Raw genomic sequence first — 26,926 nt, 5'->3', positions numbered from 1 at the left:
CGGCTACCCCTTGCCGTTCTCGTCGAGCAGGCCGGTGATCTTCTCGACGGCCGACTCGAAGTCCCCATCGGTCGTCGTCACGGCGTCCGCGACAGCGGTGAAACGCTTTTGGATGGAACCGAGCAGGCTGGTCACACCGTCGAGCATCTCGGTCGCATCTTCGGTCGGGCCGAGGAAGTTCTGCAGGAATGCCTGTCCGAATTCGTCATCGCCGATGCCGTCGCCGTCCGCGCTCAGCGCGCTTGTGAATTCCGCTACCTCGGTGGCGAATTCGGTGCCCAGCGAACCAATTTCGGTCGCAATCGAACGGAACTGTTCCGGATCGATGCGGAAGTTGCTGTTGCCCATGACCTACCAGCCCTTCCAGTGCGGGCCCTCGTCGTCCGGATCCTCGTCCAGCCGCCGCGGGAACTGCGCCTCCAGCTCCGGTTCGGGCTCCGGCGGAGGCGGCGGCAGGATATTTCCGTCGGGCCGGGCGATCGTCGGCAGTTCGCCGAACGGATCCTCGGGCAGCCCGACCTCGGATACCGCCGCCAGCACCGGCGCCAGGCGCGCGTCGAGCTGTTCCTTGGCGGCCCGGGCCGCGGCCTGCGCCGCCTCGGTCATCGCCGCACCGAGGCGCTCCGGATTCGAGCGCTTGAACGCCTCCGGCGCCACCCACACATCCAGCGGAATGCCCGCCGAATTCGCCGTCACCCGAATCAGCTGATCCTGGGACCAGCCCTGCACCGTCAGGTTGGCCAGCTCGGATTTCGCCGCGCCGAACTGCTCTAGCTGCCGCTCGTAGACATCGGTCATCTGGTCGACTCGGCCGCGCATCCCGTCCGTCCAGGACTGGAGCGCGTCCCGCTCTGCCGAATTCATTCAGCCGCCTTTCCGTTCCCCCGCCCCGGCCGGACGAGTGTCATCACCTTTCTAGACGTAAGGGCCGGAGCGGCGGTTCCGCGGTGCCGCAAATTATTTGGTGAATTCTTCGGAGCGAAGTCTGCACACCCGGGTGGATCGTGCCGACCTGGCTGATTCGAAATCCCTGGCGGGGTCCCGCGCTTGTTCGTCCGCCGCGCATGGATTCATCTGGTCATCGGACCGCATCGGCCCAATGCCACGCCGCGGCTCCGATCAGCCGATCGAGCAGGGCGCGGCACCGTTGCCGGAGTCGAGGCGGGCGAAGGGACGGGTCTCGGGTGTCGGGTTCCAAAGTCCGTCAGTACTGGCGTAATTCCACGACGCACCCGTGTCGACCAGGGTGGCGATGGCCTCGACCAGCCGATCCACATCGGCGGAGCTGGTGCCGAGGCCGATGCTGGCACGCAGCGCACCGTCCAGGCCGAGCCGCTCGAGCAGCGGGTGGGCGCAGAAGCGGCCGTCGCGAATGCCGATGCCGTGTTCGGCGGAGAGATAGGCCGCGACGTGTCCGGGGACGAATCCGTCCAGCGTGAAGGCGACAATGCCGACGGTGTCGGGGCTGTCGTCCCAGATGCGCAGCAGGTTGACGCCCGGAATCGCGGACAGCCCGGCACGCAGGCGATCGGCGAGCAGTCGCTCATGCGCGGCAAGGGTTTTCGGATCGATCGCGCACAGCGCGTCACATGCGGCGGCGAGTGCGGCCGCGCCCAGCACATTCGGCGAACCGGCCTCGTGACGCTGTGGTGCCGATGCCCATTCCGCGCTGGTAGTGGTGACCTCGCGGACCGCCCCGCCGCCCGCCAGATACGGTTCGGCGGCATCGAGCCAATCCCGGCGTCCGACAAGCACTCCCGCGCCGAACGGTGCGTAGAGCTTGTGGCCGGAAAAGGCGAGGTAGTCGATTCCGGTGGCGCGCAGGCTGATTCGACGATGCGGTGCCAGTTGCGCGGCATCGACCAGGATCCGCGCACCGCACTGGTGCGCGATGGTGGCCAGGCGCTCGAGTGGCAGCACCTCACCGGTCACATTCGACGCGCCGGTGACCGCGAGCAATGCCGCCGGCCTACTGCACAATTCGGCGATCAGCTGGCGGATCGTCTCCTCGACGGTCGCCGCGGCCTTGACGACGCGACGACCGTGCCGGGTCCAGGGCAGGAAGTTCGCATGATGTTCGATATCCAGCACCACGGTGTCGCCGGGCACACAGGCGGCGAGCAGATTCAGCGAATCGGTGGTGTTGCGGGTGAACACCACCACCTGGTCGTCGGCGGCGTCGAGGAAGCGGGTGACCGAGCCGCGCGCGGCCTCGTAGCACTCGGTGGAGATCCGCGAGGCGTAACCGGCACCGCGGTGCACGCTCGCGTAGAACGGCAGCAGCTGCTGCACGCGGTCGGTGACCTGCGCCAATGCCGGTGCGCTAGCGGCGTAGTCGAAGTTCGCGTAGGTGGTCGTTCCGCCCTGTACGAGCGGCACCTGGAGGTCGTCGCCGGAAACCCGGGCGAGGGCGGCACAGCTCTGCTCAACTACAGCGGTCATCACAAATCCCATCGGCTGTGGGACCCGAAATCAGGTGATCATCCGAGTCCGCGCTTGCCGCACCCGGTCGGGCTGCGGCCCGGTCGTCACCCGGAGCACCCCGCCGCGGAGGAGGGTTGCCGACCAGCTAGCCGGGGCTTGACGCTGGTACTCATGACCTGAACCGAGATTGGCAGATGCCACACCGTCCTGTCAACCGAATCATTTCTGCATACACATGCAGTCGAATAAATAACCTTGCAATGCCGAGCGATGTGCGATCTGATCGAGAGGTGACGCTTTCCCTGCTGCTCAGCTTTATCGGCCTGTGCATTCTGCTGTCGATCACGCCCGGCCCGGATTCGTTCCTGGTGCTGCGTTTCTCGATCGTGGACGCGCGACCCGGTATCGCCGCGGCGATCGGCTCGGCATTGGGCGGGATCGTGTGGGCGGTGGTGGTCGCAGCGGGCGTCGCCGCCCTGCTGGAACAGTCCGCGACGGCCTACCGGACGCTCAAGGTCGTCGGCGGAATCTACTTGGTGTACTTGGGAATTCGGGCGCTGATCGATCACCGCAAGCAGCGCGGGGCGGGCACCGCCGCGGCGTCCGGACAGTCGGCCGCGCAGGCTCCCGCCTCGATCCGCTCGGCATTCGCCGCAGGTCTGGTGTCGTGCATGTTCAACCCGAAGGTCGGGCTGTTCTACCTGGCGGTTCTGCCGCAATTCCTCACCGATGTCACCTTTCTGAACACCCTCGCCCTCGGCGCCATCGAATGCTCCATTGCCGCCGTCGAGATGATCCTGCTCGCCGTGCTGGCGTCACGAGCGGTTGCGATGTTGCGCCGCCCACAGGTTCGCGATCGGCTCGAACAGATCAGCGCGGCCATTCTCGCCGCGCTCGGCATCGGCACGGCCGCTTCTGCCGCGTGATCCGTCATGCGCCTGGCCGGCCGCCGCCGACCAGGCGCACGGCGTCACTGGTTCAGCTGAATCTCCTTGCGCCACAGCAATAGTGACGCGATAAATGAGATGACCGACGCGACCGTGAGCCACCAGAACGCTTGCCGGAACCCGGCATCCACCGACAATCCCGCAGCGGCCCCGCGATACAGCACCACCGCGAGCAATGCCGCGCCGATCGACCCGCCGACCCGCTGCAGAATATTCACCAACGATGCCGCATCCGGCAGCTGCTCGGGCCGTGCCGCGGCATAGGCCGCAGCGATGATCGGCACCCCGGTCAATCCGGTGGCCACGCCGCGGATCAACAGAAGTGCCTGCACGACAACGGGATTCATCGAAGCATCGCCGAGCGCGAATGGCACGGTGACCGCGGCCGTCACCGCACTGCCGACCACCGCGATCACTCCCCCGCCGTACCGATCGGTCAACCGGCCGCCGACGGGCAGCGCGATGATGCCACCGATCCCGAAGGACATGAGCAGCAAACCCGTCGCGATGAGACCGTCGCGATGCAGTACTTGAAAGTACAACGGCAACAACAGCATTGCTCCGAACAGTGACGCACCGGCGAAAAAGTTCGCCACATTCGCCGTCGCGAATACCGGATGCCGGAAGAGTCCGACATCGAGCAGACTCCCGCCACCACCGCGCACCGACCGCACCACGAACAGCCCGAGCGCCAGCACCCCGACCACCACCGACACCCACACCGTCGGCGCGGAAACGCCACCGCGACTGCCGAATTCACCCAGTCCATAGACCAGCGCCGACAGCCCCACCGCGATCAATGCGAATCCGGTGGCATCGAATCGACCGCCGTTGCCCGTCGCCTGCGCCCGCGGTAACAACCGACGCCCCAGGACGAACGCCACCAGCCCGAACGGGATATTGATCAGGAACAACCACTCCCAATCCAGATTCGCCAGCATGACGCCGCCGATGGTCGGTCCGATCGCGGGCGCGGCGACCACCGCGATGCCGACGACACTCATCACCCGCCCCAACCGATGCGGACCCGCGACCTGCCCGAGCAGCGTCTGCCCGGCGGGCACCAATAGCCCCGCGGCCAGACCCTGCGCGATCCGAAAACCGATGAGCCAGCCGATATTCGGCGCCAGCGCACACAGTCCGGAGGTCACCGTGAATCCGGCGAGCGCGGTCAACCAGACCCGGTCCATTCCGAATTGCCGGCCGAGCCAACCGCACAGCGGCAGCGTGACGGCGAGTGCGAGCAGATACCCGCTCGCGATCCACTGGGCACTGTCCAGTGCCGCACCGAGATCCGTCGCGATGGAATTCAGCCCGATATTCACCAGCGACGTGTCCAACATGCTCATGACGGCGCCGAAGACCACCACACCGGCCACTCGCCAGACCCGCGCGGGAATGGGTTCGAGTGCGGGCGCGGTGGCGGCGACGGCCGTTCGAGTATCCGACATGGATCCTCCGCTATTTGTAGACAACCTAGATTGCGGAGATTATCAACAATCTAGCTCATCAACAATAGATACAATTACCGAATGCCCGCTGACCACATCCACCCCCGCGGCCTGCTCCGCTTCCCGACGTACGCGCTCGGCAAGCTGCACAAGGCCGTACACGCCGAGATGGGCACGTCATTGCGTGAACACTGGGTGCTGGTCTGCCTGGAGGAATTCGACGACCTGTCCCAGCAGCAGGTCTCCACCGCGCTGGGCATCGACCGCAGCGAGGTGGTCCGGCTGATCGACGGTCTGGAGGAGGCCGGTTTCGTCATCCGCACCCGCGATTCGACGGACCGGCGCAAATACCGGCTGTCCATCACCCAGGCCGGACGCGCCGAGCGCCGCAAGACCGATGAACTCATCGAAAAGGCCGCTGAGCGGGTGCTGTACCGCCTCGACGAGGACGAGCGGAAGACCCTGCACCGCCTTGCGCTGAAAGCATTGGGCGAAGAACTCTGACCGATACCGCAGGTACCGTAGACAGTTGGTCACCGTGGCGTTTGCCCACTGGTAACCCTGCTGTGAAACAACAACGAGGAAGCGCTAGGCAGGTCTATGAGAGGTGGGCAGGACGTGATGCTGCGGCCGCAGGTCGACACCGCGGCGGGCACAGACCCGACCGACGGGCTCCGCACGCCCGAACCTCTGCTACGCGCCGCACTCGCGCCGCAGGCCAGGACCCTTGTCGACATCCTGAACAGCACCGCGCAAGCCCATCCGGAGGCGCCCGCGATCGATGACGGTCGCGTGGTGCTCAGCTACACCGAATTGCTGGCCGAAATCGACGCCGGAGTCGTGCGCTTGACCGCGGCCGGTGTGCGTCCCGGCGACCGCGTCGGCGTGCGCATGCCGTCCGGCACGCATGAGCTTTACGTCACTATTCTGGCGATTCTTTTTGCCGGTGCAGCCTATGTCCCGGTGGACGCCGACGATCCGGACGAGCGCGCCCGGCTCGTCTTCGGTGAGGCGCGCGTCACCGCGATCGTGACCGCAGCAGGCGTCGAGCCGACCGCCGTCGAACGGCCCGAGTGCGCTGACGCCTCGACCGTTCGCCCCACCCCCAGCGACGACGCGTGGATCATCTTCACCTCCGGATCCACCGGAACCCCGAAGGGCGTCGCGGTCACCCACCGCAATGCCGCCGCCTTCGTCGACGCGGAAGCGCGCCTGTTCCTGCCGGATGCCCCGATCGGTCCGGGCGACCGGGTCCTCGCCGGACTCTCGGTCGCCTTCGACGCCTCCTGCGAGGAAATGTGGCTGGCCTGGCGCAACGGCGCCTGCCTGGTGCCCGCGCCGCGCGCCCTGGTCCGCACCGGCGCGGATCTCGGGCCCTGGCTGGTCCGGCGCGAAATCAGCGTCGTCTCGACGGTTCCCACACTTGCCGCGACCTGGCCCGTCGAGGCGCTCGACTCGGTCCGGCTGCTGATCTTCGGCGGTGAGGCGGTGCCGCCCGAGCTCGCCGAACGCCTTGCCGGAAACCCCGCGGCGCGAGCGACGGGCCCGGCGGAGGTAGCGGAGCGTGACCACGCAGGGCCCCGTGAACGCCGCAAATCAGATATAGATTCCGAGCGCGAGGTCTGGAATACCTACGGCCCCACCGAAGCGACGGTGGTCGCCTGTGCGGCGCTGCTCGACGGCAGCTTCCCGGTCCGGATCGGACTTCCCCTGGACGGCTGGGATCTGGCCGTCGTCGATGCCGCCGGAAATCCGGTGGACGAGGGCGAATCCGGTGAACTCGTGATCGGCGGAGTCGGCCTGGCCCGCTACCTCGATCCGGCCAAGGACGCCGAAAAGTACGCTCCGCTACCGTCACTCGGCTGGGAGCGCGCCTACCGCAGCGGCGATCTGGTTCGCAAGGAGAGCGCGGGTCTGGTCTTCCTCGGCCGCGCCGACGATCAGATCAAACTCGGCGGCCGCCGCATCGAACTCGGCGAACTCGACAACGCCCTGCAGCACCTACCCGGCGTCACCGGTGCCGCGGCCGCGATCCGAACCACCAAGGCGGGCAATAAAATCCTGGTCGGCTACCTGACCGGCACCACACCCGATTTCGACCTCGCGGCCGCCAGAGCCCAACTCGCCGAACAACTTCCGGCCCCGCTGGTCCCCCGTCTCGCCATCGTCGCGGACCTGCCCACCCGCACCTCGGGCAAGGTCGATCGCGACGCCCTGCCGTGGCCGCTGCCGAACACCTCCGAACCCGAAACCGCGACCGGCGATCTCACCGAAACCGAACAATGGATTGCCGGATTGTGGGATTCGATTCTCGGCGCCGTGGCCACCGGTCCGGATACCGATTTCTTCGATCTCGGCGGTGGCTCGCTGTCGGCGGCGCAACTGGTCACCGCACTGCGCGAACGTTATCCGCGAATCACCGTCGCCGATCTCTACGACCATCCACGCCTGGGCGCACTGGCCGAACTGCTCGACGAGACCGCGCCGAGCGCCGCCGTCGAGGAACGCATCGTGCGCCCGACGCCGCTGCGCGCCCAGTGGACCCAGGTGCTGGCCACCATCCCGCTGACGACCCTCACCGGACTGCAGTGGCTGACCTGGTTGGCCATTGTCGGCAATATCGCGGGCTGGTCCGGCTCGCTGCCCTGGTTGCCGCATCTGTCCTGGTGGTGGACGTTGGCCGCCTTCCTGCTGTTCATCTCACCGCCCGGTCGCATGGTGATCTGCGCGACCGGCGCCCGGATTCTGCTGCGCGACCTGCGGCCCGGCAGTTATGCGCGCGGCGGATCGGAGCACCTGCGACTGTGGGCGGCGGTGCGGCTCTCGGAGGCCAGCGGCGCCGAGAGTCTCTCCGGCGCACCGTGGATGGTGCCGTTCGCGCGGGTGCTCGGCGCGAAGATCGGCACGGGCGTCGATCTGCACACCCTGCCGCCGGTCACCGGCATGCTCGAACTCGGCGACGGGTGCAGTGTGGAACCCGAGGTAGACCTGTCCGGTTATTGGATCGATGGCGATGTGGTGCATATCGGCCCGATCACCATCGGTGCGGGCGCGGTGATCGGCGCGCGCTCGATCCTGTTGCCCGGCAGCAGAATCGGTAGGAATGCCGAGATCGCGGCCGGATCGGCGGTATCGGGCAAGGTGAAGGCCGAACAGGAGTGGGCCGGCTCGCCCGCCGCGAAAGTCGGTAAGGCCCAGCATCGTTGGCCGGCGCACACACCGGCGCGGGCCGCGCACTGGGTCGCGATTTTCGGCGTGACCTCGATGGCATTGGCGGCCATGCCCATTGTCGGTCTGGCGGTGGGCGGCGCATTCATCGCCTGGTTCATCCGCGATGCCCGGACCCTCGCGGGTGCGCTCGGCAAGGGCTTCGCCATCCTGCCCGTCGCAACGCTGCTGAGCCTCGCCGTGTACACGGTGGCCACGGTCATCGCGGTCCGGCTGCTCAGCATCGGACTCACCGAGGGCCATCATCCCGTCCGCAGCCGGGTCGGCTGGCAGGCATGGGCCACCGAGCGGCTGCTGGATTCGGCGCGCACCTTCTTGTTCCCGCTCTACGCCAGCCTGCTGACCCCGTTGTGGCTGCGCCTGCTCGGCGCCAAGGTCGGTAAGAGCGTCGAGGCGTCCACGGTGCTGCTGCTGCCGAAATTCACCACGGTCGCCGACGGCGCGTTCCTCGCCGACGACACCATGATCGCCAGCTACGAACTCGGCGGCGGCTGGCTGCACATCGGCGACGCGAAGGTCGGCAAGCGCGCCTTCCTCGGCAATTCCGGTATGACCGCACCCGGTCGACGGGTCCCGAAAAACGGGCTGGTCGCCGTGCTTTCGGCCGCACCATCCAAGGCCAAGGCGGGTTCGTCCTGGCTCGGCAGCCCACCGGTGCGACTGCGGCGCGCCTCCGAAAGCGGCGATACCGAACGCACCTTCGATCCGCCGCTGCGGCTGAAGGTGTTCCGCGGCATAGTCGAGACCTGCCGACTCGTCCCGGTGCTCGTGAGCTTCGCCATCGGCCTCGGTGTGCTGTTCACGCTGGCCTGGATCGCGGAATCGGCGGGCTATCTGGTCGCCGGACTGCTCTGCGGATTGGTCCTGATGGCCGCCGGTGCGATCGCGGGGGCGAGTGCGGTCACCGCGAAGTGGTTGCTGGTCGGGCGAATTCGCGCCGAGGAGCATCCGCTGTGGAGTTCATTCGTGTGGCGCAACGAGGTTTCCGACACCTTCGTCGAAACCGTCGCCGCGCCGTGGTTCGCGCGCGCCGCGACCGGTACCCCCGTACTGAATCTGTGGCTTCGTGGACTCGGCGCGAAGATCGGACGCGGGGTATGGTGCGAGTCCTATTGGCTACCGGAGGCGGACCTGGTGACACTCGGTGACGGCGCGACCGTGGAACGCGGATGTGTGGTGCAGACCCACCTCTTCCACGATCGAATCATGGCCATGGACACCGTGACCCTCGACGCGGGCGCCACCCTCGGGCCGCACTGCGTCGCCCTGCCCGCCGCCGGCATCGGCGCGGGCGCGACCGTCGGCCCCGCCTCGCTGGTCATGCGCGGTGACACCGTGCCGCCGTCCACCCGCTGGTGGGGCAATCCGATCGCGCCGTGGTCGAGTGAGGCACCGAGCCTTAGCGAGGCAGGAGCAACCTCCTGATGGCGGGTAAGTACTACGAAGAGCCCGTCGACGAATACCTACCGCAGAACGGAAACTGGGGCTACCGGGTATCGCGGTACGAACTCGAGATCACTTATAAGGTCGCCAGCAATCGCATGGCAGGCCGAGCTCGGATCATCGCGGTGACCGAAGCCGTCCGTGACCGTTTCGCGCTCGACCTGTCCCAGTCGCTCACCGTGTCCAAGGTGCTCGTCAACGGCACCAAGGCCGCGAAATACTCCCACCAGCACGGCAAGCTCGTCATCACACCGCAGCACCGCATCCCGGCGGGTGGGGTGCTCGAGCTGGTCATCCAATACGCCGGGCTGCCGAAGCCGGTGCGCGGGCCGTGGGGCGAGGTGGGCTGGGAGGAACTGACCGAGGGCGCGCTGGTGGCCAGCCAGCCCAACGGCGCCGCGTCCTGGTTCCCCTGCGACGACCACCCGAGTTCCAAAGCCAGCTACCGGATTTCGATCACCACCGACACCCCGTACTACGCACTCGCCAACGGCACCCTGATGCGCAAGCAGACCAAGGCCAGCCAGACCACCTGGGTCTACGAACAGTCCGAGCCGATGTCGAGCTATCTGGCCACCATCCAGATCGGGCAGTACCGGAAACACCGCATGGGCAGCCCGCGCGGTTCGGTGCCGATGCAGGCCGTGATCCCGCCCCGACTGCGCGCGAGTTTCGAACACGACTTCGAGCGCCAGCCGCAGATGATGGAGCTGTTCACCGAGAAGTTCGGCCCGTATCCGTTCGAGGGGTACACCGTCGTGGTCACCGATGACGACCTCGAGATCCCGATCGAGGCCCAGGGCATCTCCGTCTTCGGCGCCAACCACTGTGACGGCCGCCGCGGCGCGGAACGTCTTGTCGCACACGAACTCGCCCACCAGTGGTTCGGCAACAGCCTCACCATCTGGCAGTGGCGTGACATCTGGCTGCACGAAGGCTTCGCCTGTTACGCCGAATGGATCTGGTCCGAAGCCGCGGGCGGGCCGACCGCGGACCAATTGGCCCGCGCCGCCCGGCACAACCTGTCCCGTGAACCGCAGGACATCATCATCGGCGACCCCGGCCCACGACGTATGTTCGACGACCGCGTGTACAAACGCGGCGCGCTCACCCTGCATACGCTGCGCCTGGAGCTCGGCGAACCAGCCTTCTGGGATCTACTGCGCGAGTGGACGATCCGCTACCGGCACGGCTCGGTCACCACAGAGGAATTCACCGATCTGGCGGGCCACTACAGTCTGGTGCCGCTGCGGCCGCTCTGGGATGCGTGGCTGCTCAGTGAGCCGCTGCCGCAACTGCCGCCCTCCGGCGGGCAGGTCGATACGACATCGCACTGAGGCGGCGTCAGAAGACCAAGTAGCGCACGGCCAGTTCTTCGACCAACGGATCGTCGTCGGCGACACTGTTCAGCACATCGAGATCGGACTCGACCGAGATCAGGCGCGGATCATCCTGTTCCGAGTCACGCGTTCCATCCTCGGCGAGCTGGCGCAATAGTTTCGCCCGGACGCGTTCCTTCAGCGAATCACTCATATACGAAGCCTGCCTGAAATCCGCTAGACCGGCGTGAGCCAGGTCCCCCACGGCGTATTCCGCAACACCGTATAGCCGATGAGCAGCGCGAAGAACACCCACATCGTGGTGCGGCCGATCCGAGGTAGTCGCATCCGCTCACCGCGCCAGGCACGGATCGACCAGTCACCGATCCACAGCACGAAGGCCAGCACCAGCGGCAGCACGAGCAGATTGCTGTGTATCGCATCGAGAATTCGGCCGTCGGTCAGATTGTGCATGCCCCGCATGCCGCCGCAGCCGGGGCAATAAAACCCCGTCAGCGCGTAGACCGGGCAGATTCCATAGGAGCCTTCGCCGTGCGGATCCCGGAAATGCAGCAGGACGACGGCGCCGACCCCGACACCCGCTGCCACCAGCGGCCACCCCATGGCGCGCAGCCCGGTGCGCTTCGGCTGTTCCGCCACCGCTTCTTGGTGTGCGACCGGTACCGCATGACTTATCTCCACAAGCACCAACGGTAGCCGCGGCTGCCCTACACCCGCCACAGCTCGTGCCCGCTATTCGGGTTGGGCGAACCGCAACGTATTGCCGAACGGATCGGCCAGTTCGAACCCCGGCCCACCCGGCCCGTCCTCCGGACACCCCGGCTTCGCATACCGATAGTCCTTGCCCGCCAACTCGGCATGCAGCGCCTTGATGTCGTCCACCGCGATCCACACCACCGATCCGGGAGTGCCGTCACCGTGGTGCTCACTCAAATGCACCCTGGCCGACGACCGCGACACCTGCGCATACAACGGAAAGTTCGCACCGAACCGGTGTTCCCAGTCCACAGTGAATCCCAGATAGTCGCGGTAGAACTCGTACGCCTTGGCAATATCGAATATGCGCAGCACCGGAATCGGCGCCGCCAATCGGACCGCGTCGGAAGCCATGGGCGAAATCATCGCAGCAGCTACCGACATGATCGATTCGGTCCGGCATTTCCGCAGCTAGAGTACAATTTTGCGACGTGGACGCCGCTGGTGTTACCCGGCTCGACGGATTCGGGGTCAGCGCGGCTCGCAAGCTCGAATTCGGGCATGTGTGCCACTGGTACGCACCCCCGGACAGCGATTTCTCCGGCTCGGTCGCGGTCGAAATAGACCCCGGAGACGGTTCGTCCGTGGTCGTTTTCGTGCGCGCCCCCAACCGCCGCGACCTCCCCGGCGATTTCCATCCGGACGACCAGGTCTGCCTGGTGATGCCCGAGGATATCGTCGATTTCCTGACCCCCAGCTGACTTCCAACCGCACTCTTTGTCGGGATCCGCGGCCCCAGAACCGGGCTGATCCCGAGAACGGGGGCGGGATTGTGGGGTGAGACAGGGAGATCGGGGACAAGCCAGGTGGGCGGCGGGGGTAACGGCTGCCTCGGGCACAGGCGATATCAAGGAAGAAGAGCTCGTGCTCGATGTTTCTTCCGGCAGGACTATTGGCCGACCTAATTTCGGGTATCCATCCGATAGAGCCAGGATTTCCGCCACTGGAGCGCTAGCAGTAGCAAGCACTTAGCTTGCACTGTACTGTGGCGGCAGACACAAAGGAGTGCTCGAATGCTGGTCAAGTCGATGAGGACGCTGGCGGAAGTGCGCGGAGACGAACCGTTGACCGCCGCCTACCGTGCTGGACTACGGTCGCGGACATACCGGACCGCGTCACTCAACAAGCCCGCCGCCACACCCGAGATCATCCCGGTCACCACCGGGGACGGGGCCAAGCTCAGGGTCCATGCCTACGGGCCCGCCGACGGCGATGTCATCGTCTTGATCCACGGCTGGAGCTGCTGCATCGAGTACTGGAATCCGCAGATCAATGCCTTCGCCGACCGCTACCGCGTCCTCGCCTACGATCAGCGCGGCCACGGCGAGAGCACCCTCGGCAGCACCGGCCCGGGCGCGCAGACACTGGCCGACGACCTCGAAGCAGTGCTCGAGGCCGCTCTCCCGCTCGGCAAGCGCGCCGTCCTCGTCGGCCATAGCATGGGTGGAATCACCCTGCAGGCGTGGGCATCTCGCTATCCGGAACAGGTCACGCGCCGCGCCGCCGCGGTCATCATGGCCAATACCGCGGCCAGCGATATCCGGTACGAAACCGACCTGCTGCCGCTGTTCAACAAGCCGCTCATGGTGGCCAAGCGCCCGGTGACCGTACTCGGCGCCAGCGTCCGCGTCCCGCTCGTCATCGCGGAAACCGCACTCGCCGCGCCGATTCCGCTGCCGGGCGGGTGGCCGGTCAGCGCGGTATTCAAGGCCCGCGTCATGTCCAAGCCCGCCACCCGTGACGAGGTGGACTTCGCACTCGGCATCGTCCGCTCGTGCCGCCCGCTCACCCGCGGCCTGCACGCCGCGGCCCTCGCCGGCTTGGACCTGGGCGATGCCGCGAAGCACCTGACGGTGCCGACCACGGTCATCGCGGGCGCCGAGGATCACCTGCTGCCCGAGCGCATGTCGCGCCCGATCGCCGAGGCTCTGTCCAATGCGGGCCACCTCGCCGACTACCAGGTCTGGCCCACCGGCCACCTCGGCAATATCGAGGCCGCGGACCGCTTCAACACCCTGCTCGCCGACGTGGTCCAGCGCGCCAACCCACGCACGGCCGCCGCGGGCTGACCCGAACCCCTGCTGGGGCTGGTCAACGGCGCCCGGCCCCAGCAGAAAATTCCTGGAATACCGCTCGTCACCGTTGTTACCGTGGACCGGTGATCACCATTCGACGGACATGGCGTCGGCTGCCTCAGCAGCCCTGACCATCCATGTCCACGGGCTGTACGCAGCCCGTGAATGTTCCTGCGCGGAACAAGGTTTCGTACGGCCCTCGATCGTCCAGGAGCCCCACCTCGAATTCCTACTCCGCCACCCGCGACCGCAGTGACGCACTCGCCGCCGCCGTCGCCGCGCATCCGAGCCGGTACCGCGTCCTCACCGCGACCCCCGAAATTCCGGGCCTCGACGGCCGAAAGATGTCGAAAAGCTACGGCAACGCGATCGCCCTCTCGATGACCGCCGACCAAACCGCCACCCTCATCCGCCGCACCCGGACCGACGCACACCGCACCATCACCTTCGACCCCGAACACCGTCCCGGCATCTCGGCCCTATTGACCACCGCCGCCCTCTGCACCGGTATCGACGAGCAAACCCTCGCCACCGATATCGGCGATGCCGGAGCCGGAGCCCTCGAGAAATTCACCGCGGACGCGGTCAACGACTACTTCGCCGCCCACCGCCGACGCCGCGCGGACCTCGCCCGCGACCCGGAATTCGTCCGCACCGTCCTACGCACTGGAAACGAACGCGCCGACGAAATCGCGAACCGCACCCTCGACGAGGTGCGCGCCGCGATGGGAACTACTTACTGATCGGATGTTGTCGCAGGAAATGGCGGACCACGGCGTCGAACGCCTTCGGCGACTCGAGGTGACAGCAGTGGCCGACACCGGGAATCACGACCAACTGCGAGCCGGGGATGCTCGCGTGCAATCCCTCGGCGATGCGCAGCGGCGCTCGCTCGTCGAGCTCGCCGTTGAGGATCAGCGTCGGGACGGCGATGGTGGGGAGTACGTCGCGCAGGTCGGCCTCGGCAAATGCCGAAAGTATCGCGGCCATGCCGCTCGGCCGGGAATCGGACATGATCGCCAGCATCTCGTCGATCCACTCCCGCGGGATCGGCGTGGCGAAGAATGTCGGGAGGTAGGACTCGGCCCACTCGGCCGGCGGCCGCTGGGTCTGCTCCCGTATCCGCCGCACCCGCTCGTCCACCACATCCGCCGGCAGCGATCCCGCCCACCCGGCGTATGCGCCGACGAGGATCAACGAGCGCGGCACATCAGGGTGGCGGTGATACAGCTCGATGGCCAGGCCGCCACCGAACGACAGCCCGAGCACATGCGGATGTTCGATCCCGAGTTCGCGAATCAATCCCGCCAGTGTGTCGGCGTAGTAACCGAGACGCACACCTTCCGGCGGATCGTCGGACCTGCCGCACCCAGGTGCATCCCAGGCAATGACCGTGTACTCATCGGCGAGCGACTCCAACTGCAGCCGCCACGATCGGCTGTCCTCCCATCCGCCGTGGAGCAACACCAGCGGTGGACCGGCACCCACCATCCGATAGGCGACCGACCACCCATCGACCTCGATCCGAGCTGACTCGGCCACAACCTTCATCGGGATCAGCCCGGCTTGATATTGGCGTTGCGGTGGAAAACGTTCTCGGGGTCGTACTCGGTCTTGATATCGGCCAGCTTCGCGTATTTGGCGGGTCCATAGGATGCGCGAACCCGGTCCTCGCCCGCCTCCGCCATGAAGTTGACGTACCCGCCCTGGTTGGAGGCGAAGGGGCACAGCGCTTCCCAGGTCGAGCGCACCCACGCCCTGTCGGCGGCCAATATCTCGGCGTCGGGGGCGGCGGCTTCGATATTGCATACATAGTGTGCCGAGCGCGCACCGCCGAATGCGGTGTCGTCCTGCCCGACGGCAGTGAAGGCGCCGTCGAGTACGAAGATCGGCATGAACGAGAGCGGCGATGTCTTCTTCCCGGCCTGCTCGGTCAGAATCGCGATCACGTCGTCGGAGAAGTCGTCGAGATCGAGCGCCTTCTCATATCCGTGAATGCCCCACGGCGCCGCCACATCGAGCATCGACTGCAATCCGGTAAAGGGAATCGGGGCAATGAATTCGAAGAGCGGGGTCAGCGCACCGCGAATCGGGGCCACCATCTCGGCATGTTCTTCGGCGGTACCGTAACCGGCGACAATGAGGGCATGGCCCGGCACGAAGTGGTACTGCTCCGGTACGAAAGGCTCCGGCGGCGCCGATAGCCCGACGCCGACCAGCACCCCCGACCTGGGCGGCATCGCTGGGATGAACTCACGAATCAGATGTAGCGCGGCAACCCCATCCGTCAGTGGCCAGAAGAAGAACCCGACGTGCACTTCGGGTCCGATTCGATGGGTGCGATATTCGAATTCGGTGACGATTCCGAAGTTTCCGCCACCACCACGCAACGCCCAGAACAGGTCCGGATTCTCGCTGTCGGACGCCTGCACGATCCGGCTATCGGCAAGGACGACCTGCGCCGAGACGAGATTGTCGATCGACAGTCCGGCTACCCGGGTCAGCCAACCCATGCCGCCACCCAGGGTGAGGCCACCCACGCCGGTATCGCTGATCACACCGCCGGGCACGGCCAGTCCGTACGCCTGGGTCGCGGCATCCATATCCGCCAGCGTCGCGCCGCCGCCGACCCGGGCTGTCCCGTCCGCCGGGTCCACGACCACGCGATTCATCACGCCGAGATTGATCATCAGGCCGCCGTCGCAGACCGCCGTGCCGCTGTAGGCGTGGGCGCCGCCGCGCACCGCTACCTCGAGGTCGTTTTCCCTCGCGAAAGCCAAGGCGGCGGCCACGTCCTCGGCGGACAGGCACTGGGCGATCACCGCGGGCCGCCGGTCGATGGCCCCGTTCCAGATAGCGCGGGCATGGTCATAACCCGCGTCGTCAGGAGCGAATACCGGCCCGCCGATCGCGGATCGCAGTGCTCTGAAGTCGAAACTCATTGTTTGGGTCATGGCATTTCTCCAGCCACCGGTCCCCGACCACTCGTGGAAGAGCGGGTCACGCTGTCCGCGTCGCCGACTCTTGCTGCGGCACCGACACGTAGGTGGTGCTATCCGAATGCCACGCACACAACCAGCCCATCCGGGTGATGTGGCGCGCTTGACATATTAACGCCGGTGCACGGCAGCCGTACCTGGTTTCGGTCCGGTGCCGACCTACCGGCGACGTGTCGGTGCGGCACCGGCCGGAATCTTGGTGCTAAAAGCTTGGGTATGGACAGGGGCGTAATCGGAGAAATACATAGATCGGTAGTCGGCATCGCGTTCGTGGGGATGCTCGTCGGTTCGACGCTCGGTGCGCCATCGGCCTTTGCCGAGGTCACCACATCCGCGCAGATCTCTACGGATACGGCGTCGGACGACGGTTCGCACATAACCGGCGTCGAGTACAACGACGATCGAAATATCCGACTTCAGGTCTATTCCGCGGCGATGGACGCTGAATTTCCGGTAGAGATCCAGCGAGCCGCGGATGACTCGGTTCCCCGGCCGACGCTATATCTATTGAACGGTGCGGGCGGCGGTGAGGACGACGCATCGTGGCAGGCACACAGCGATGCGCGGCAGTTCATGTCGGACAAAGATGTCAACCTGGTCCAGCCGATCGGCGGCAGGTTCAGTTACTACACCGACTGGCTAGAGGACGATCCGGTACTTGGCCGCAATAAATGGAAGACCTACCTGACCGACGAATTGCCACCGCTGATCAATGCCGCACTCGGCACCAACGGAGTCAATGCGATCGCGGGAATTTCCGCTTCCACCGCCACGGTATTGGCATTGCCAATTGCCAGACCCGACCTCTACCGGGCGGCTGCCGCATACAGCGGCTGCGCGCAGACAAGCGATCCGATCGGTTCCAGGTTCCTGAAGCTCGTGATCGCCTGGGGTGGCGGAAACGCCGACAACATGTGGGGCCCGGTCGGTTCGCCCGAATGGACGGAAAACGATCCATACCTGCACGCCGATAAATTGCGCGGCATCGATCTCTATCTTTCGTCAGGTAATGGCCTGCCCGGAAAATATGACACACTGGACGGAGCGCATGCCGAACCCGGCCTCGACGGACTGACAAATCAGGTTCTGCTCGGCGGCGCGATCGAAGCAGCGGCCAATTACTGCATGAAGAATCTGCAGGCGAAGCTGATATCGCTCGGTATTCCGGCGACGTACAACTTCGACGAGGGCACGCACTCGTGGGGTTATTGGGAAGATGAATTGAAGCGGTCGTGGCCGGTCCTTGCGCACGGACTCGGCTTGACATAGTGCATTGAAACCGAACGCGGGGCGGAGCCCTTTCGGCGTCCGCCCCGCGTTCGGTGTAAAGGCTAGAGGATAGAGAAAATTATACCGAGCAGTGCGCCAATGGCCGGTCCGAGAATGCTTCCGAGACCCAGCAGCAGCACGAGCTTCCTCCTATTTTCGGCGGGGTGGCGATGGACCGGTGCGATCATCCCAAGCGGTGCATAGCCGACAGTTCAACGGTCTCGGCGTGTCGGCAAGTTGTCCGGCGTAGACATCGGGCTCGACCGGCGCGGACACCGACACGCTATGAACCAAATAGTCCGATTTGTGACGCATGTGACATAGCGTCATCGAATACGTCGGCGCTTGGTCAGGAGGCTGCTCGATGAGATCGGGCATTCGTACGCGGCGGGCAGCGCTCGGCTGCTGTGCCGCATTGGCAATGGCGGGTTCGATCGCGCAACCGGCAGCGGCCGCACCGCAGCCCGATACCGCCCCGCTGCCGCCCGGACTGATCGCGGCCGTCGCGAGTGACCTCGGAATCGACGCGCACGAATATCTCGTACGCGCCGAAACCGCCCGGCGGCTGGCCGAATTCGCACAGCAGGCCCGCGCCGCATACCCGGCCGTATTCGCCGGGATCCGGATGAGCGACGACCGTCCGATCGTCTCCCTCGCCGAAGGTGAGCGCGCGGCGGACGCCAAATCCATCGCCGAAAAGGCCGGATTCAGCGTGGAAACCGTTGCCGACAGTGAGCGCACCCTCGATGCCCGCCGCGACGCCTTCGAACGTTGGTTATCCGGTCAGCCGAGCACCGTCGTCGACTCGATTGTCGCCTACGGCATCGACGTGGTGACCAACAGTTTCGCCGTCCGCCTGGCCGATGACGTGCGGTTGCCGACCGATATCGGGCCGATCCAGTCGGTGACGGCCGTCCTGCCGGAAGCCCGACCCGACGACACCGCCGTCGGCATCCAGGCGATCGCGGGAATCGACGAAGGCGACATCATCGGTGGCCAGCCGTTCGGCATCAAGGTCGACCGAAAGGCGCACCGGTGCTCGTTCGGCTTCAATGCCACCGACGCCGGCGGCAATGCCGTGAATATCACCGCCGGGCACTGCGACCCGAACAATGTTGTCGAACCATCCGCGAAAACCACTGAGCCCCAACGCGTCTACGAATTCAAAGATGGGCAGCTCGGCAAGGAGATCGGTGACTTCACGGTCTCCCAGTTCGCTCCCAAGGACTATGCGATCGTGCGGATCAACGAGACATTCGCGCCGCGCTTCCGGAACAACCTGGTGTCCACCCAGAAACTGGATTCACCGGCGCAGGCGCCCGACGTGAATGTGAACGGCAGCAATGCGAGACAATCGCGAGCCGCCAGTTCGGATGTCCTGCGCATCGACGGAACCACCGAACCGGTTGTCGGAGCGGCCGTCTGCAAAACCGGCTTCACATCCGGATATTCGTGCGGGACAGTGCTGGCGGCCGGGCAAAAGGGCCTGGTACACGGCATCCCCGGCCACGGCGACCAACCGGTCGAGATCGAGAATCTGTTCTATGCCGCCCTCTGCGGCCAGCGCGGCGACAGCGGCGGACCGATCTTCGCAGGCACCAAGGCACTCGGCCTCAGCAGCGCCATCGTCACGGTGAGCTCCTCCTTCGATCTCGGCTGCGGTCACGTCCCACTGCTGCTCGGCCAGCCGATCAGCAGTGTGCTGCAAGACAATCCGGGTTTGACCATTCGGACGAACTGATTCACGCGAGTTCATGACACCCATCGATATGGAAGGCAAATACATCTAAGGAGCGAATCGATGCTGCGCGTTGTCGCGGCCGCCATCGCGGTCAGTGCACTCATGGTTTGTGCCGGTCCAGCCGTTGCCGAGGGGTTGGGCGACAGCGTCGTCACGTTCGCCAATGCCCCGAACGACGCCGCCGCAACGTCGGCTGACAGTCCGGCCGATAGTGGCCCCACATCGACCGACGGACTGAATGACAGCGCCACCACGTCCGCCGACAACAGTGCTGCCACTTCTACAGACAGTCTGGGCGAGAGCGTCGGCACTTCCGCCGAGGGGTTGGGCGACAGCCTCGCCCCCTCCGCCAACGGCCTGGATGGCAGCGTTGCCGCGCCGACAGACGGGCTGGGCGAGAGCGTCAGCACGCCCGCAGATGCCCTGAACAGCGGTGTCGCCACGTCTGCGGACGGTCCGGGCGAAGGAGTCATCACTTCTGCCGACAGTCCGAACGACAGCGTCCCCCCATCCGCCAACGGCCTGGACGACAGCCTCGCCACCTCCGCCGCAGAGAGCGACAACAACACCGCTACGCCTTGCGACGGGACCGACGACAATATCGCCGTCACGCCCGCCGCCAGTCCGCCCGACACGGGAACCACCGCTGCCGGACTCACGCTCTCACTGGTCCGCTTGGGCACCAGAGCCCTTGCCCTGACAGTGGTACCACTCCACCAGTTCCCGGCCTTCGACGCCGTCATCACCCACGAGAGCGGTTGGGACATCTTCGCCATCAACCCGAAAAGCGGCGCATACGGCCTCGGCCAAGCACTGCCCGCGGAAAAAATGCAAACCCACGGCGCCGACTGGCGCTTCAATCCACTGACCCAAATCCGCTGGACCTACGACTACATGAACGAGCGCTACGGCGGCCCCGACGGCGCCTGGGCATTCTGGCAGGTACACCACTGGTACTGACCGACATCAGCTCTTTACCGGGGCGCGGCGCAGTTCTTTCCGGTCGTAGTAGCGAGTGACGAAGCCGCCCACGACGAGTCCGATGACCAGGCCCAACAGCGTCATCCAGATCGCGCGGCTCAGCCCGGCGGAGCCGTCGCCGTTGAAATACAGAATCGCCCTGATGCCGAGGTACACCTGGTGCATCGGTTCGAAATCGGCGAGCCAGGCAACGGATTTCGGGATCGCCTCGATCGGAATGGTGCCGCCGGAGGACGGCAGGCCGAGCACGATGAACAGGATGAGGTTGACCAGCAGACCGGCGGTACCGAGCGCTGACACGATCGACAGCGCGGTGACGCCGACCGCGATGATCGCGAAGGTGCTGTAGAGGAACAGCAGCAGCGGCCGCTCGATCGGCATACCCAGCCAATGCCCGACCGCCATGAAAATCCCGGCCACAACCGGCGCGGTGCCGGTGATCACACCCCATTTCAGCAGCAACGTCCGCAGCCGGGAAATCGGCGTCGGCGGATAGTGCACGTACCAGGGACCGAATTCGGTCGGTGCGAAACCGAGCGACGAATCGACCATCCCGTTGATCACCATGGCGCCGGTGAATCCGGCCAGCAGCACCATCATCGTGTAGAAAAAGGCCGTCAGACCGCCGCCCGTACCCGACGGCAGCGGATGGAACGGGGTGACGACCACATCGATCGGCTGGGCCAGCATCAGCCGACTGAGGCCGACCAGTTCCGGCGCCGAACCAGACGATTGCAGCTGGGTCTGCACGGTCTCGGTGAGCTGCTTGCCGACCGTCTGATTCGCTTGCGCGAGTGCGCTTCCGGCCACCGTCTGCACCACCTGCGATGAGAACGCCCCGGACCGCGGATTGGTGTACACCGTGATGATCGGCCGGCTGACATCGCCGGGCACCACGCTGGCGGTGGCGAAAATTCCGAGCCGCTTGGTGAAGTCGCTCGGAATGACGATCGCCCCGTACACATTGCCCGAGTCCAACTCTTGCTGGGCCTCGTTGATGCCGAGCACCCGCAGATCGATTTTGTCGCTCGGAATCTGCTGCACCAGTGCATCACTGATCTGTTTGCCCACATTGGTCGGCTTCCCGCCGATCAGATCCCCACTGTCCTGATCAACCAGCGCGATCGGAAAGCCGTGCAAATGCTTCGACGGATCGACCACATACGCGAGATACATCGTGGCCAGCAGGGCCATGAGCAGCGACACCACCACCGCCGGCACCAGCCGGATGCGCACGCGCGATGGACGAGGGCTCGTCTGCTCGACCTCTTCCGGGTTCGTCATGACAGCACCGTAATTGCTGGATCGAGACGAATGGGGTGATTGCCGGACTGTGTCCAGTGGGGCGGTCAAGCCACAGTCTGGCGGTGGAACCGACCCAGGTCGTCGATCGCGGCTCGGGCGTCGGAAAGGAAATCCGAGGCGACGTGATGGACGTGCGGCGCGCGGTCCCAGACCTGCAACTGCACCGGGACTTCCGCTTCGACGCAGCGGCGGGCCAGCATTTCCGCGTCGGGCAGCAGGCATTCGGTGGAGCCGACCTGGATCAGGACCGGGGGGAGACCGGTGAAGTCGTGGTTGACCGGCGACCATGTCGGGTCGAGTTCGCCGTCGAGGGCGACGCCGCGCCGCGCGATTGTTTCCAGGATCCGAGTGGGGATATAGGAATCGAGGTGCCGGTTGGGGTGGGCGTTTCGGGTCGTCGAATCGAAGTCGGCCCACGGTGCGATCGCGGAGATGCCGCCGGGCATCGGCAACCCGCGTTCCCGGATTGCCAGCACCAGCCGGAAGGCGAGCCCGCCGCCTGCCGAGTCACCGGAGACGATGATGCGCTCGGGTTGGAAGCCGTGCTCGAGCAGGTATTCATAGGACTCGACGGCATCGGCGAGAGTCTCGGTGAAATGCGCACCGGGTAAGTGCCGGTAGTCGACATTGAATGCGGGCATCCGGCTGGCGCGTCCGATTTTGGCGACGAGGCGCCGATGGGTATTCAGGCCGCCGCTTATATACCCACCGCCGTGGAAGTACAGCAGCACCGAATCTTGTCGCTGCCACGGGGCGGGCAGATCCTCGTTCCACAACCATTCGGCGCGGAAGTTACCCAGCTGAACGGTCCAGCGTTTGGTGCCTTTCGGAGGCACGAGTGCGGCAGCCGGTAGATCGATGAGTCGGCTGAGCCAGAGCGCGTGCTCGAACCGGCTGTTGCCACCTACCAGCGCCAGGGTTGCCAACCCGAACCGAATTGTGCCGCGCAGCAGCGGATGGGCGATTCGAGTTCCGATACTTGCCTGGTTGGCTGGTTCGACAGTCTGTGACAATGCTTCGGGCCGCGCAACAGCCGCGGTCACGACCATTGCCATTGTCTGGCCTTATTCCGGCGTGGCGGAATAAGGGTGGTCCAGAAGTCGCGGCGCACCGCGTCCCACAGCTTCGTCATACCCGGATGGAGTTCTCGTGCTTGCGCGAGATCCGGATAAGCGGCGGGGCCGAACGAGAGCACCGGCGACGCATCGGATGCGTCGTCCACAGCGACGATCGAGATCAGCCGATTCTGGATCAATCGCCACGTCACACGCAGTCCGTCGAACTCGGTTCGACATACGTCATCCATCGCCGACCCCCGGTTGTCGGGGATGTAGCTCGTGCCATATGCGACCCTCAGCGATCGGGCACACTCGGTGAGTTGTCAAGGTCGACCTCCTGCTCACAACTGATCGACCGAGCCTCACAGATCCGGCACGCACAGACATGGGTAGAAACACCCACTTCACCACCCAAATCCGCAGTTCGCGCATGTTGAGACCGCATTCGGGCGCACCGATGGGCAGCGCTCGGGGCACAAACCGCATCCCGCGCGCCGGGCGATCAGGTAGCAATCGCTTCAGAAACGACCTTCGTAAACCGGACCCTCGCAGAGCTCCTGGCACGGTTAGATTAGGTCTCATGGGGCGAAGTAAGCCCACTCGCGTGGTCGGTAACCTGCCATTCGCGGTGACAAGTTTCGTCGGACGGCAACGGGAGATCCGCGAGGTCCGGGAGCTGCTCGCGACGGCTCGGTTGGTCACGCTCACCGGTGTGGGCGGTGTCGGAAAGACTCGGCTCGCCAGCGAGGTAGCCGCCGCTTCCAGCCGGTCGTTCCCGGACGGGGTGTGGCTGGTCGACCTGTCCGCCGTCGGCGACGCCGATCTGGTGGCGCAGACGGTGCTGACCAGCCTGGCAATTGTGGACGTATCGAACCGGACCATCGAGGAGCAGCTCGTCGAGCACCTTGCCGATCTGCAGGCGTTGATAGTGCTGGACAACTGCGAACACCTGGTGGATGCGTGCAGCGCGCTCTGCAACGTGCTGCTGCGATCCTGTGCCGGGCTGCGGATTCTGACCACCAGCCGCGAGATGCTCGGCGTCGCGGGCGAGCATGTGTACACGGTTCCGACGCTATCGATGCCGACCCCTTACGATCCGGTGACGCTCGGGGGACTGACTGCCTACGATGCGCCGACAATGCTGGTGGAGCGGGCTCGGGCGGTGCGCCCGGACCTGACCCTGACCGAACGTGATGCGGATGTGGTGGTGCGGGTCTGCGAACGTCTGGACGGGATTCCGCTCGCTATCGAGCTCGCCGCGTCCCGGTTGCGGTCGCTATCGCTGCCCGCCGTACTGGACCGGCTCGAGGATCGATTCTTGCTGTTGGCCGGTTCGGTCCGGGCCGCTGTGCCACGGCAGCGGACGCTGCGGGCTCTGATCGACTGGAGCTATGAGCTGTGCCTGCCGACCGAACAGCTGCTGTGGGCGCGGCTGTCGGTGTTCTCCGGTGGATTCACCCTCGCCGCGGCCGAGGGTGTCTGCGCTGGTCCCGACCTGCCGCGTGCACGCATTCTGGACCTCATCGACCATCTGGTCGCGCAGTCGATCCTGGCGCCCGTACCGACCGGCGGCCCACCGCGGTATCGGATGCTGGAAACGATCCGCGAATACGGCTCGCATCGGCTGACCGAGCGGGACGAGACCAGCGCCATGTGCAAGCGGCATTGCGACTACTACCTCGCCCTCGCCGAGCAGATCGCCGCAGCTTGGAACGGACCCGGCCAAGCGGCCGGTCTGGCCGAGTTGCGCGCCGAAAGCGACAATCTGCAAGCCGCGCTGGACTGGGCGACGAGCACTCCCGCCGCCGCCCGCGAAGCGCTGGCGCTGGTCACCGCCCTGCGCTATCACTGGTGCGCCGACGGGTTCCTCGGTGAGGGCCGGCGGTGGACCGATAAGGCGCTGCGCACTGCCGACTACTCCGGCCCGGAGCGGATCTCCGCACTGTGGGTGGCGGGCTGGGCGCGGCTGCTGCTGGGCGACATCGATGCGGCCACTGTGGCGCTCGACGAATGCGCGGAGCGCGCGGCGGCGGTGGGCGATCGCCACGCACTGGGCTGGGTGAGCTGTCTGCGCGGCACAGCCCAGCTGTTCCCGGGACATCTCGCGCCGGCCACCGCAGCCTTCGAGCAGACCATCGAGGATTACTCGGACGACGACGATGTGGTCCGCATGACCCTGTTCCAACTCGCCATGACCCAGGCACACGCCGGTGACCACAGCGCGGGTGCGACGGCCCGCCGTGGCATCGAACTGGCCGACCAGCAGGGCGAACGGTGGACCAAATCCTATTCACTCTGGGCGCTCGGCTACGACCAGTACGTCCGCGGCGAATACGACGGTGCGGTCGAGTCGACACGTGCCGCCCTGGAGATCCAGCGCGAATTCAACGACCACGTCGGCGCGGCGCTGATGATGGAATTGCTGGCCTGGATCGCCGCCGCCCGCGGCGAATACCGGCACGCGGCGCGACTGATGGGCGCGGTCGGATCGGTATGGCGGCGCATCGGCACTTCGATCGCGGCGTTCGGACCGCATCTCGGCGCACAGCATGCGGCCTGCGAGCACACCCTCACCAAGTCGCTGCGGCAGTCGGCGCAGCACGCGGAAAGAGCGCAGGGTGCGGCACTGGATCACGCCCACGCGATCCAATACGCACTCGATCCCAGCCAAACCGCCCAGGAGCCGGACGAGCACGAAGACACCATGCTCACGGCCCGCGAGCGGCAGGTGGCCGAACTCGTCACACAGGGTCTGAGCAACCGACAGATCGCCGAACGGCTCGTGCTGTCAACGCGCACCGTCGACCGGCACCTGGAAAACATCCTCGGCAAACTCGGCTACTCGTCTCGGGCACAGATAGCCGCCTGGACCGCGCGTACGCACCGCGTGCACTAGCCGTTCGCCCCTGTTGCGATAACGGACCGGTCGGCAGAAATGGGTATACCCCGGGTAGTTCTACCGTCGTGTTCGGGCGCCGAGAAGGCGACGCTTGGTGAGGACAGCATCCATGGCTATCACACCGAGGTTTCCCATGTCCGAGCAAACATACGAGTCCGGTGGCAGACCCACCGGGACCGATACCGCAATGATGATCCGGCGCTGTGGACGCTGTGACAAATTGTTCGCGCCGCTGACCGCCGAATGTTCGTCGTGCCGGTCCTGGGATCTCGAGTGGTCGCCATCGTCGGGTTTCGGTTCGATCGTGTCGTGGCGGCTCGTACACCGGAGTGTGAGCCGTCCGCACGCCCAGGTGGTGCCGTTGACCATCGCCATTGTGGAACTCGACGAGGGGCCGTGGGTGTACGCGACGATCGAGGGTGAGGTCGCACCGTCTGCGGAACTGCCGGTACGGGTGCGATTCGAGCCGCGTCCTCGGATCGATCGATTCCCGGTGTTCACCGTCTGCCGAGCGGCGCCCGCTCCGGCTGACAGCGTTCGTCCCGCGGCACAGCGCATGTGTGCTTCGAACGATATGCGCCCGACGCCTCGTCCCCCGGTCCCGGTCGAACATCGCTACGACGCGTGGTGGGTGCGGACCTCGCTGCGCGAGTGTGAGCTCATGGAGGGCGCGAAGGCCCTCGACGCGGCGGCGAAAGCCGTGATCAGCTTTGCGATCCGCTGGGCGCCCTTCGGCGGCGCCACGGCCGGCGAGCTGCTTGTGACCTTTGGCGTGACCCGTCGGCGGTTCCTGCACATGGTGGACGAGGCACTGGACCCACGACGCACCGACAGCGTCAAGGTGCGCGGGTTGAAGCGCCATATGCGGGACGCCTTGGCACAGGCGTGGCAGATGAGTCCCACCGCGTTCCCGACCGCCTGATGTAGACACACACAACTCGCGATCCGTTCACCTTTGTTGGCGATACGCTGACATTGTCGAAAGGTGAGCGCATGGCGCCCGGTGCTCG

24 protein-coding genes and 1 riboswitch are annotated in these 26,926 nt (G+C 65.9%); of the genes, 12 read left to right on the top strand and 12 right to left on the bottom strand.

Going from position 1 to position 26,926, the window contains the following annotated elements; translation table 11 throughout:
• Window positions 1-3 precede the first annotated feature (3 nt).
• From ACIBW7_RS04530 to ACIBW7_RS04520, 3 genes are all read right to left on the bottom strand, one after another.
• The gene (locus ACIBW7_RS04530; RefSeq protein ID WP_397043957.1) at window positions 4-348 is read right to left on the bottom strand and encodes a hypothetical protein; all 345 of its coding nucleotides are present in this window, start codon (window positions 346-348) and stop codon (window positions 4-6) included.
• Window positions 349-351: 3 nt separating this feature from the next.
• Window positions 352-864: a YbaB/EbfC family nucleoid-associated protein gene (locus ACIBW7_RS04525; protein WP_397043955.1), complete on the bottom strand. Its 513-nt coding sequence runs from the start codon at window positions 862-864 to the stop codon at window positions 352-354.
• 255 nt (window positions 865-1,119) lie between these two features.
• The gene (locus tag ACIBW7_RS04520) at window positions 1,120-2,442 is read right to left on the bottom strand and encodes an aminotransferase class V-fold PLP-dependent enzyme (RefSeq protein ID WP_397043953.1); all 1,323 of its coding nucleotides are present in this window, start codon (window positions 2,440-2,442) and stop codon (window positions 1,120-1,122) included.
• Between the two features lie 45 nt (window positions 2,443-2,487).
• Window positions 2,488-2,601: riboswitch (SAM riboswitch) on the bottom strand.
• Window positions 2,602-2,714: 113 nt separating this feature from the next.
• Between ACIBW7_RS04520 and ACIBW7_RS04515 the strand changes: the two genes are divergently transcribed.
• On the top strand, window positions 2,715-3,350 hold the full coding sequence (locus ACIBW7_RS04515; protein ID WP_397043951.1) for a LysE family translocator: 636 nt from the start codon (window positions 2,715-2,717) through the stop codon (window positions 3,348-3,350).
• Window positions 3,351-3,394: 44 nt separating this feature from the next.
• Here ACIBW7_RS04515 and ACIBW7_RS04510 read toward each other — a convergent pair whose 3' ends face one another.
• Window positions 3,395-4,822, bottom strand: a complete 1,428-nt coding sequence (locus ACIBW7_RS04510) for a DHA2 family efflux MFS transporter permease subunit (RefSeq protein WP_397043949.1) — start codon at window positions 4,820-4,822, stop codon at window positions 3,395-3,397.
• An 81-nt stretch (window positions 4,823-4,903) separates the two neighbouring features.
• Between ACIBW7_RS04510 and ACIBW7_RS04505 the strand changes: the two genes are divergently transcribed.
• From ACIBW7_RS04505 to ACIBW7_RS04495, 3 genes are all read left to right on the top strand, one after another.
• On the top strand, window positions 4,904-5,326 hold the full coding sequence (locus ACIBW7_RS04505) for a MarR family winged helix-turn-helix transcriptional regulator (RefSeq protein ID WP_397043947.1): 423 nt from the start codon (window positions 4,904-4,906) through the stop codon (window positions 5,324-5,326).
• Window positions 5,327-5,443: 117 nt separating this feature from the next.
• Window positions 5,444-9,475, top strand: a complete 4,032-nt coding sequence (locus tag ACIBW7_RS04500; protein WP_397044216.1) for a Pls/PosA family non-ribosomal peptide synthetase — start codon at window positions 5,444-5,446, stop codon at window positions 9,473-9,475.
• Window positions 9,475-10,830, top strand: a complete 1,356-nt coding sequence (locus ACIBW7_RS04495) for a M1 family metallopeptidase (protein WP_397043945.1) — start codon at window positions 9,475-9,477, stop codon at window positions 10,828-10,830. Before ACIBW7_RS04500 ends, ACIBW7_RS04495 begins: the two co-directional genes overlap by 1 nt.
• Window positions 10,831-10,837: 7 nt before the next feature.
• On the opposite strand, the gene ACIBW7_RS04490 is transcribed toward ACIBW7_RS04495, so the two are convergent.
• From ACIBW7_RS04490 to ACIBW7_RS04480, 3 genes are read right to left on the bottom strand one after another with little or no spacing between them, the layout of a single operon-like run.
• Window positions 10,838-11,026, bottom strand: a complete 189-nt coding sequence (locus ACIBW7_RS04490) for a hypothetical protein (RefSeq protein WP_397043943.1) — start codon at window positions 11,024-11,026, stop codon at window positions 10,838-10,840.
• 23 nt (window positions 11,027-11,049) lie between these two features.
• Window positions 11,050-11,514, bottom strand: coding sequence for a DUF2752 domain-containing protein (locus tag ACIBW7_RS04485; RefSeq protein ID WP_397043941.1), 465 nt, complete (start codon window positions 11,512-11,514; stop codon window positions 11,050-11,052).
• Window positions 11,515-11,565: 51 nt separating this feature from the next.
• Window positions 11,566-11,943 (bottom strand): glyoxalase superfamily protein, encoded by a 378-nt coding sequence (locus ACIBW7_RS04480; protein WP_397043939.1) that lies wholly within the window; start codon window positions 11,941-11,943, stop codon window positions 11,566-11,568.
• Between the two features lie 77 nt (window positions 11,944-12,020).
• On the opposite strand from ACIBW7_RS04480, the gene ACIBW7_RS04475 reads away from it, so the two are divergent.
• The 3 genes from ACIBW7_RS04475 to ACIBW7_RS04465 all read left to right on the top strand — a co-directional run bounded on the left by ACIBW7_RS04475 (window position 12,021) and on the right by ACIBW7_RS04465 (window position 14,407).
• Window positions 12,021-12,290 carry a hypothetical protein gene (locus ACIBW7_RS04475; protein WP_397043937.1) on the top strand — a complete coding sequence of 90 codons (270 nt, stop codon included), beginning with the start codon at window positions 12,021-12,023 and terminating at the stop codon, window positions 12,288-12,290.
• A 312-nt stretch (window positions 12,291-12,602) separates the two neighbouring features.
• Entirely contained in the window at window positions 12,603-13,658 is a 1,056-nt protein-coding gene (locus ACIBW7_RS04470; RefSeq protein WP_397043935.1) for an alpha/beta fold hydrolase, read from the top strand.
• A gap of 167 nt (window positions 13,659-13,825) precedes the next feature.
• Complete coding sequence (locus tag ACIBW7_RS04465; protein WP_397043933.1) at window positions 13,826-14,407, top strand: hypothetical protein; 582 nt, start codon at window positions 13,826-13,828, stop codon at window positions 14,405-14,407.
• Here the strand turns inward: ACIBW7_RS04465 and ACIBW7_RS04460 are convergent.
• Window positions 14,397-15,206, bottom strand: a complete 810-nt coding sequence (locus ACIBW7_RS04460; protein ID WP_397043931.1) for an alpha/beta fold hydrolase — start codon at window positions 15,204-15,206, stop codon at window positions 14,397-14,399. The two genes, ACIBW7_RS04465 and ACIBW7_RS04460, sit on opposite strands and share 11 nt — an antisense overlap.
• Before the next feature lie 14 nt (window positions 15,207-15,220).
• Window positions 15,221-16,618, bottom strand: coding sequence for an FAD-binding oxidoreductase (locus ACIBW7_RS04455; protein WP_397043929.1), 1,398 nt, complete (start codon window positions 16,616-16,618; stop codon window positions 15,221-15,223).
• Window positions 16,619-16,939: 321 nt separating this feature from the next.
• Between ACIBW7_RS04455 and ACIBW7_RS04450 the strand changes: the two genes are divergently transcribed.
• The 3 genes from ACIBW7_RS04450 to ACIBW7_RS04440 all read left to right on the top strand — a co-directional run bounded on the left by ACIBW7_RS04450 (window position 16,940) and on the right by ACIBW7_RS04440 (window position 20,633).
• Window positions 16,940-17,932: an alpha/beta hydrolase gene (locus ACIBW7_RS04450; protein WP_397044214.1), complete on the top strand. Its 993-nt coding sequence runs from the start codon at window positions 16,940-16,942 to the stop codon at window positions 17,930-17,932.
• 364 nt (window positions 17,933-18,296) lie between these two features.
• The gene (locus tag ACIBW7_RS04445; protein ID WP_397043927.1) at window positions 18,297-19,673 is read left to right on the top strand and encodes a S1 family peptidase; all 1,377 of its coding nucleotides are present in this window, start codon (window positions 18,297-18,299) and stop codon (window positions 19,671-19,673) included.
• Window positions 19,674-19,733: 60 nt separating this feature from the next.
• A complete protein-coding gene (locus ACIBW7_RS04440) occupies window positions 19,734-20,633 on the top strand; it encodes a transglycosylase SLT domain-containing protein (RefSeq protein WP_397043926.1) in 900 nt (299 codons plus the stop codon).
• 6 nt (window positions 20,634-20,639) lie between these two features.
• Here the strand turns inward: ACIBW7_RS04440 and ACIBW7_RS04435 are convergent, their stop codons facing one another.
• From ACIBW7_RS04435 to ACIBW7_RS04425, 3 genes are all read right to left on the bottom strand, one after another.
• Window positions 20,640-21,938 (bottom strand): YhgE/Pip domain-containing protein, encoded by a 1,299-nt coding sequence (locus ACIBW7_RS04435; RefSeq protein ID WP_397043925.1) that lies wholly within the window; start codon window positions 21,936-21,938, stop codon window positions 20,640-20,642.
• 65 nt (window positions 21,939-22,003) lie between these two features.
• A complete protein-coding gene (locus ACIBW7_RS04430) occupies window positions 22,004-23,014 on the bottom strand; it encodes an alpha/beta hydrolase (protein ID WP_397043923.1) in 1,011 nt (336 codons plus the stop codon).
• Window positions 22,999-23,226 carry a hypothetical protein gene (locus tag ACIBW7_RS04425; RefSeq protein WP_397043921.1) on the bottom strand — a complete coding sequence of 76 codons (228 nt, stop codon included), beginning with the start codon at window positions 23,224-23,226 and terminating at the stop codon, window positions 22,999-23,001. Before ACIBW7_RS04425 ends, ACIBW7_RS04430 begins: the two co-directional genes overlap by 16 nt.
• Before the next feature lie 371 nt (window positions 23,227-23,597).
• Here ACIBW7_RS04425 and ACIBW7_RS04420 point away from each other — a divergent pair, with 371 nt between their 5' ends.
• Both ACIBW7_RS04420 and ACIBW7_RS04415 read left to right on the top strand, forming a co-directional pair.
• Entirely contained in the window at window positions 23,598-25,913 is a 2,316-nt protein-coding gene (locus ACIBW7_RS04420) for an ATP-binding protein (protein WP_397043919.1), read from the top strand.
• 136 nt (window positions 25,914-26,049) lie between these two features.
• Window positions 26,050-26,838: a Zn-ribbon domain-containing OB-fold protein gene (locus tag ACIBW7_RS04415; protein ID WP_397043917.1), complete on the top strand. Its 789-nt coding sequence runs from the start codon at window positions 26,050-26,052 to the stop codon at window positions 26,836-26,838.
• The last annotated feature ends 88 nt before the right edge of the window (window positions 26,839-26,926 follow it).

Source organism: Nocardia sp. NPDC049526, from assembly GCF_044465765.1.
Lineage (GTDB): Bacteria > Actinomycetota > Actinomycetes > Mycobacteriales > Mycobacteriaceae > Nocardia.
The sequence above is the reverse complement of the archived record's forward strand: the minus strand, read 5'-3'. Positions and strand labels throughout refer to the sequence as shown.

Coding starts and splice junctions, on each gene's coding strand:
- ACIBW7_RS04530 (WP_397043957.1), bottom strand. CDS start 348: ATGGGCAACAGCAACTTCCGCATCGATCCGGAACAGTTCCGTTCGATT.
- ACIBW7_RS04525 (WP_397043955.1), bottom strand. CDS start 864: ATGAATTCGGCAGAGCGGGACGCGCTCCAGTCCTGGACGGACGGGATG.
- ACIBW7_RS04520 (WP_397043953.1), bottom strand. CDS start 2,442: ATGACCGCTGTAGTTGAGCAGAGCTGTGCCGCCCTCGCCCGGGTTTCC.
- ACIBW7_RS04510 (WP_397043949.1), bottom strand. CDS start 4,822: ATGTCGGATACTCGAACGGCCGTCGCCGCCACCGCGCCCGCACTCGAA.
- ACIBW7_RS04505 (WP_397043947.1), top strand. CDS start 4,904: ATGCCCGCTGACCACATCCACCCCCGCGGCCTGCTCCGCTTCCCGACG.
- ACIBW7_RS04500 (WP_397044216.1), top strand. CDS start 5,444: ATGCTGCGGCCGCAGGTCGACACCGCGGCGGGCACAGACCCGACCGAC.
- ACIBW7_RS04495 (WP_397043945.1), top strand. CDS start 9,475: ATGGCGGGTAAGTACTACGAAGAGCCCGTCGACGAATACCTACCGCAG.
- ACIBW7_RS04490 (WP_397043943.1), bottom strand. CDS start 11,026: ATGAGTGATTCGCTGAAGGAACGCGTCCGGGCGAAACTATTGCGCCAG.
- ACIBW7_RS04480 (WP_397043939.1), bottom strand. CDS start 11,943: ATGGCTTCCGACGCGGTCCGATTGGCGGCGCCGATTCCGGTGCTGCGC.
- ACIBW7_RS04470 (WP_397043935.1), top strand. CDS start 12,603: ATGCTGGTCAAGTCGATGAGGACGCTGGCGGAAGTGCGCGGAGACGAA.
- ACIBW7_RS04455 (WP_397043929.1), bottom strand. CDS start 16,618: ATGACCCAAACAATGAGTTTCGACTTCAGAGCACTGCGATCCGCGATC.
- ACIBW7_RS04450 (WP_397044214.1), top strand. CDS start 16,940: ATGCTCGTCGGTTCGACGCTCGGTGCGCCATCGGCCTTTGCCGAGGTC.
- ACIBW7_RS04445 (WP_397043927.1), top strand. CDS start 18,297: ATGAGATCGGGCATTCGTACGCGGCGGGCAGCGCTCGGCTGCTGTGCC.
- ACIBW7_RS04440 (WP_397043926.1), top strand. CDS start 19,734: ATGCTGCGCGTTGTCGCGGCCGCCATCGCGGTCAGTGCACTCATGGTT.
- ACIBW7_RS04435 (WP_397043925.1), bottom strand. CDS start 21,938: ATGACGAACCCGGAAGAGGTCGAGCAGACGAGCCCTCGTCCATCGCGC.
- ACIBW7_RS04430 (WP_397043923.1), bottom strand. CDS start 23,014: ATGGCAATGGTCGTGACCGCGGCTGTTGCGCGGCCCGAAGCATTGTCA.
- ACIBW7_RS04420 (WP_397043919.1), top strand. CDS start 23,598: ATGGGGCGAAGTAAGCCCACTCGCGTGGTCGGTAACCTGCCATTCGCG.
- ACIBW7_RS04415 (WP_397043917.1), top strand. CDS start 26,050: ATGTCCGAGCAAACATACGAGTCCGGTGGCAGACCCACCGGGACCGAT.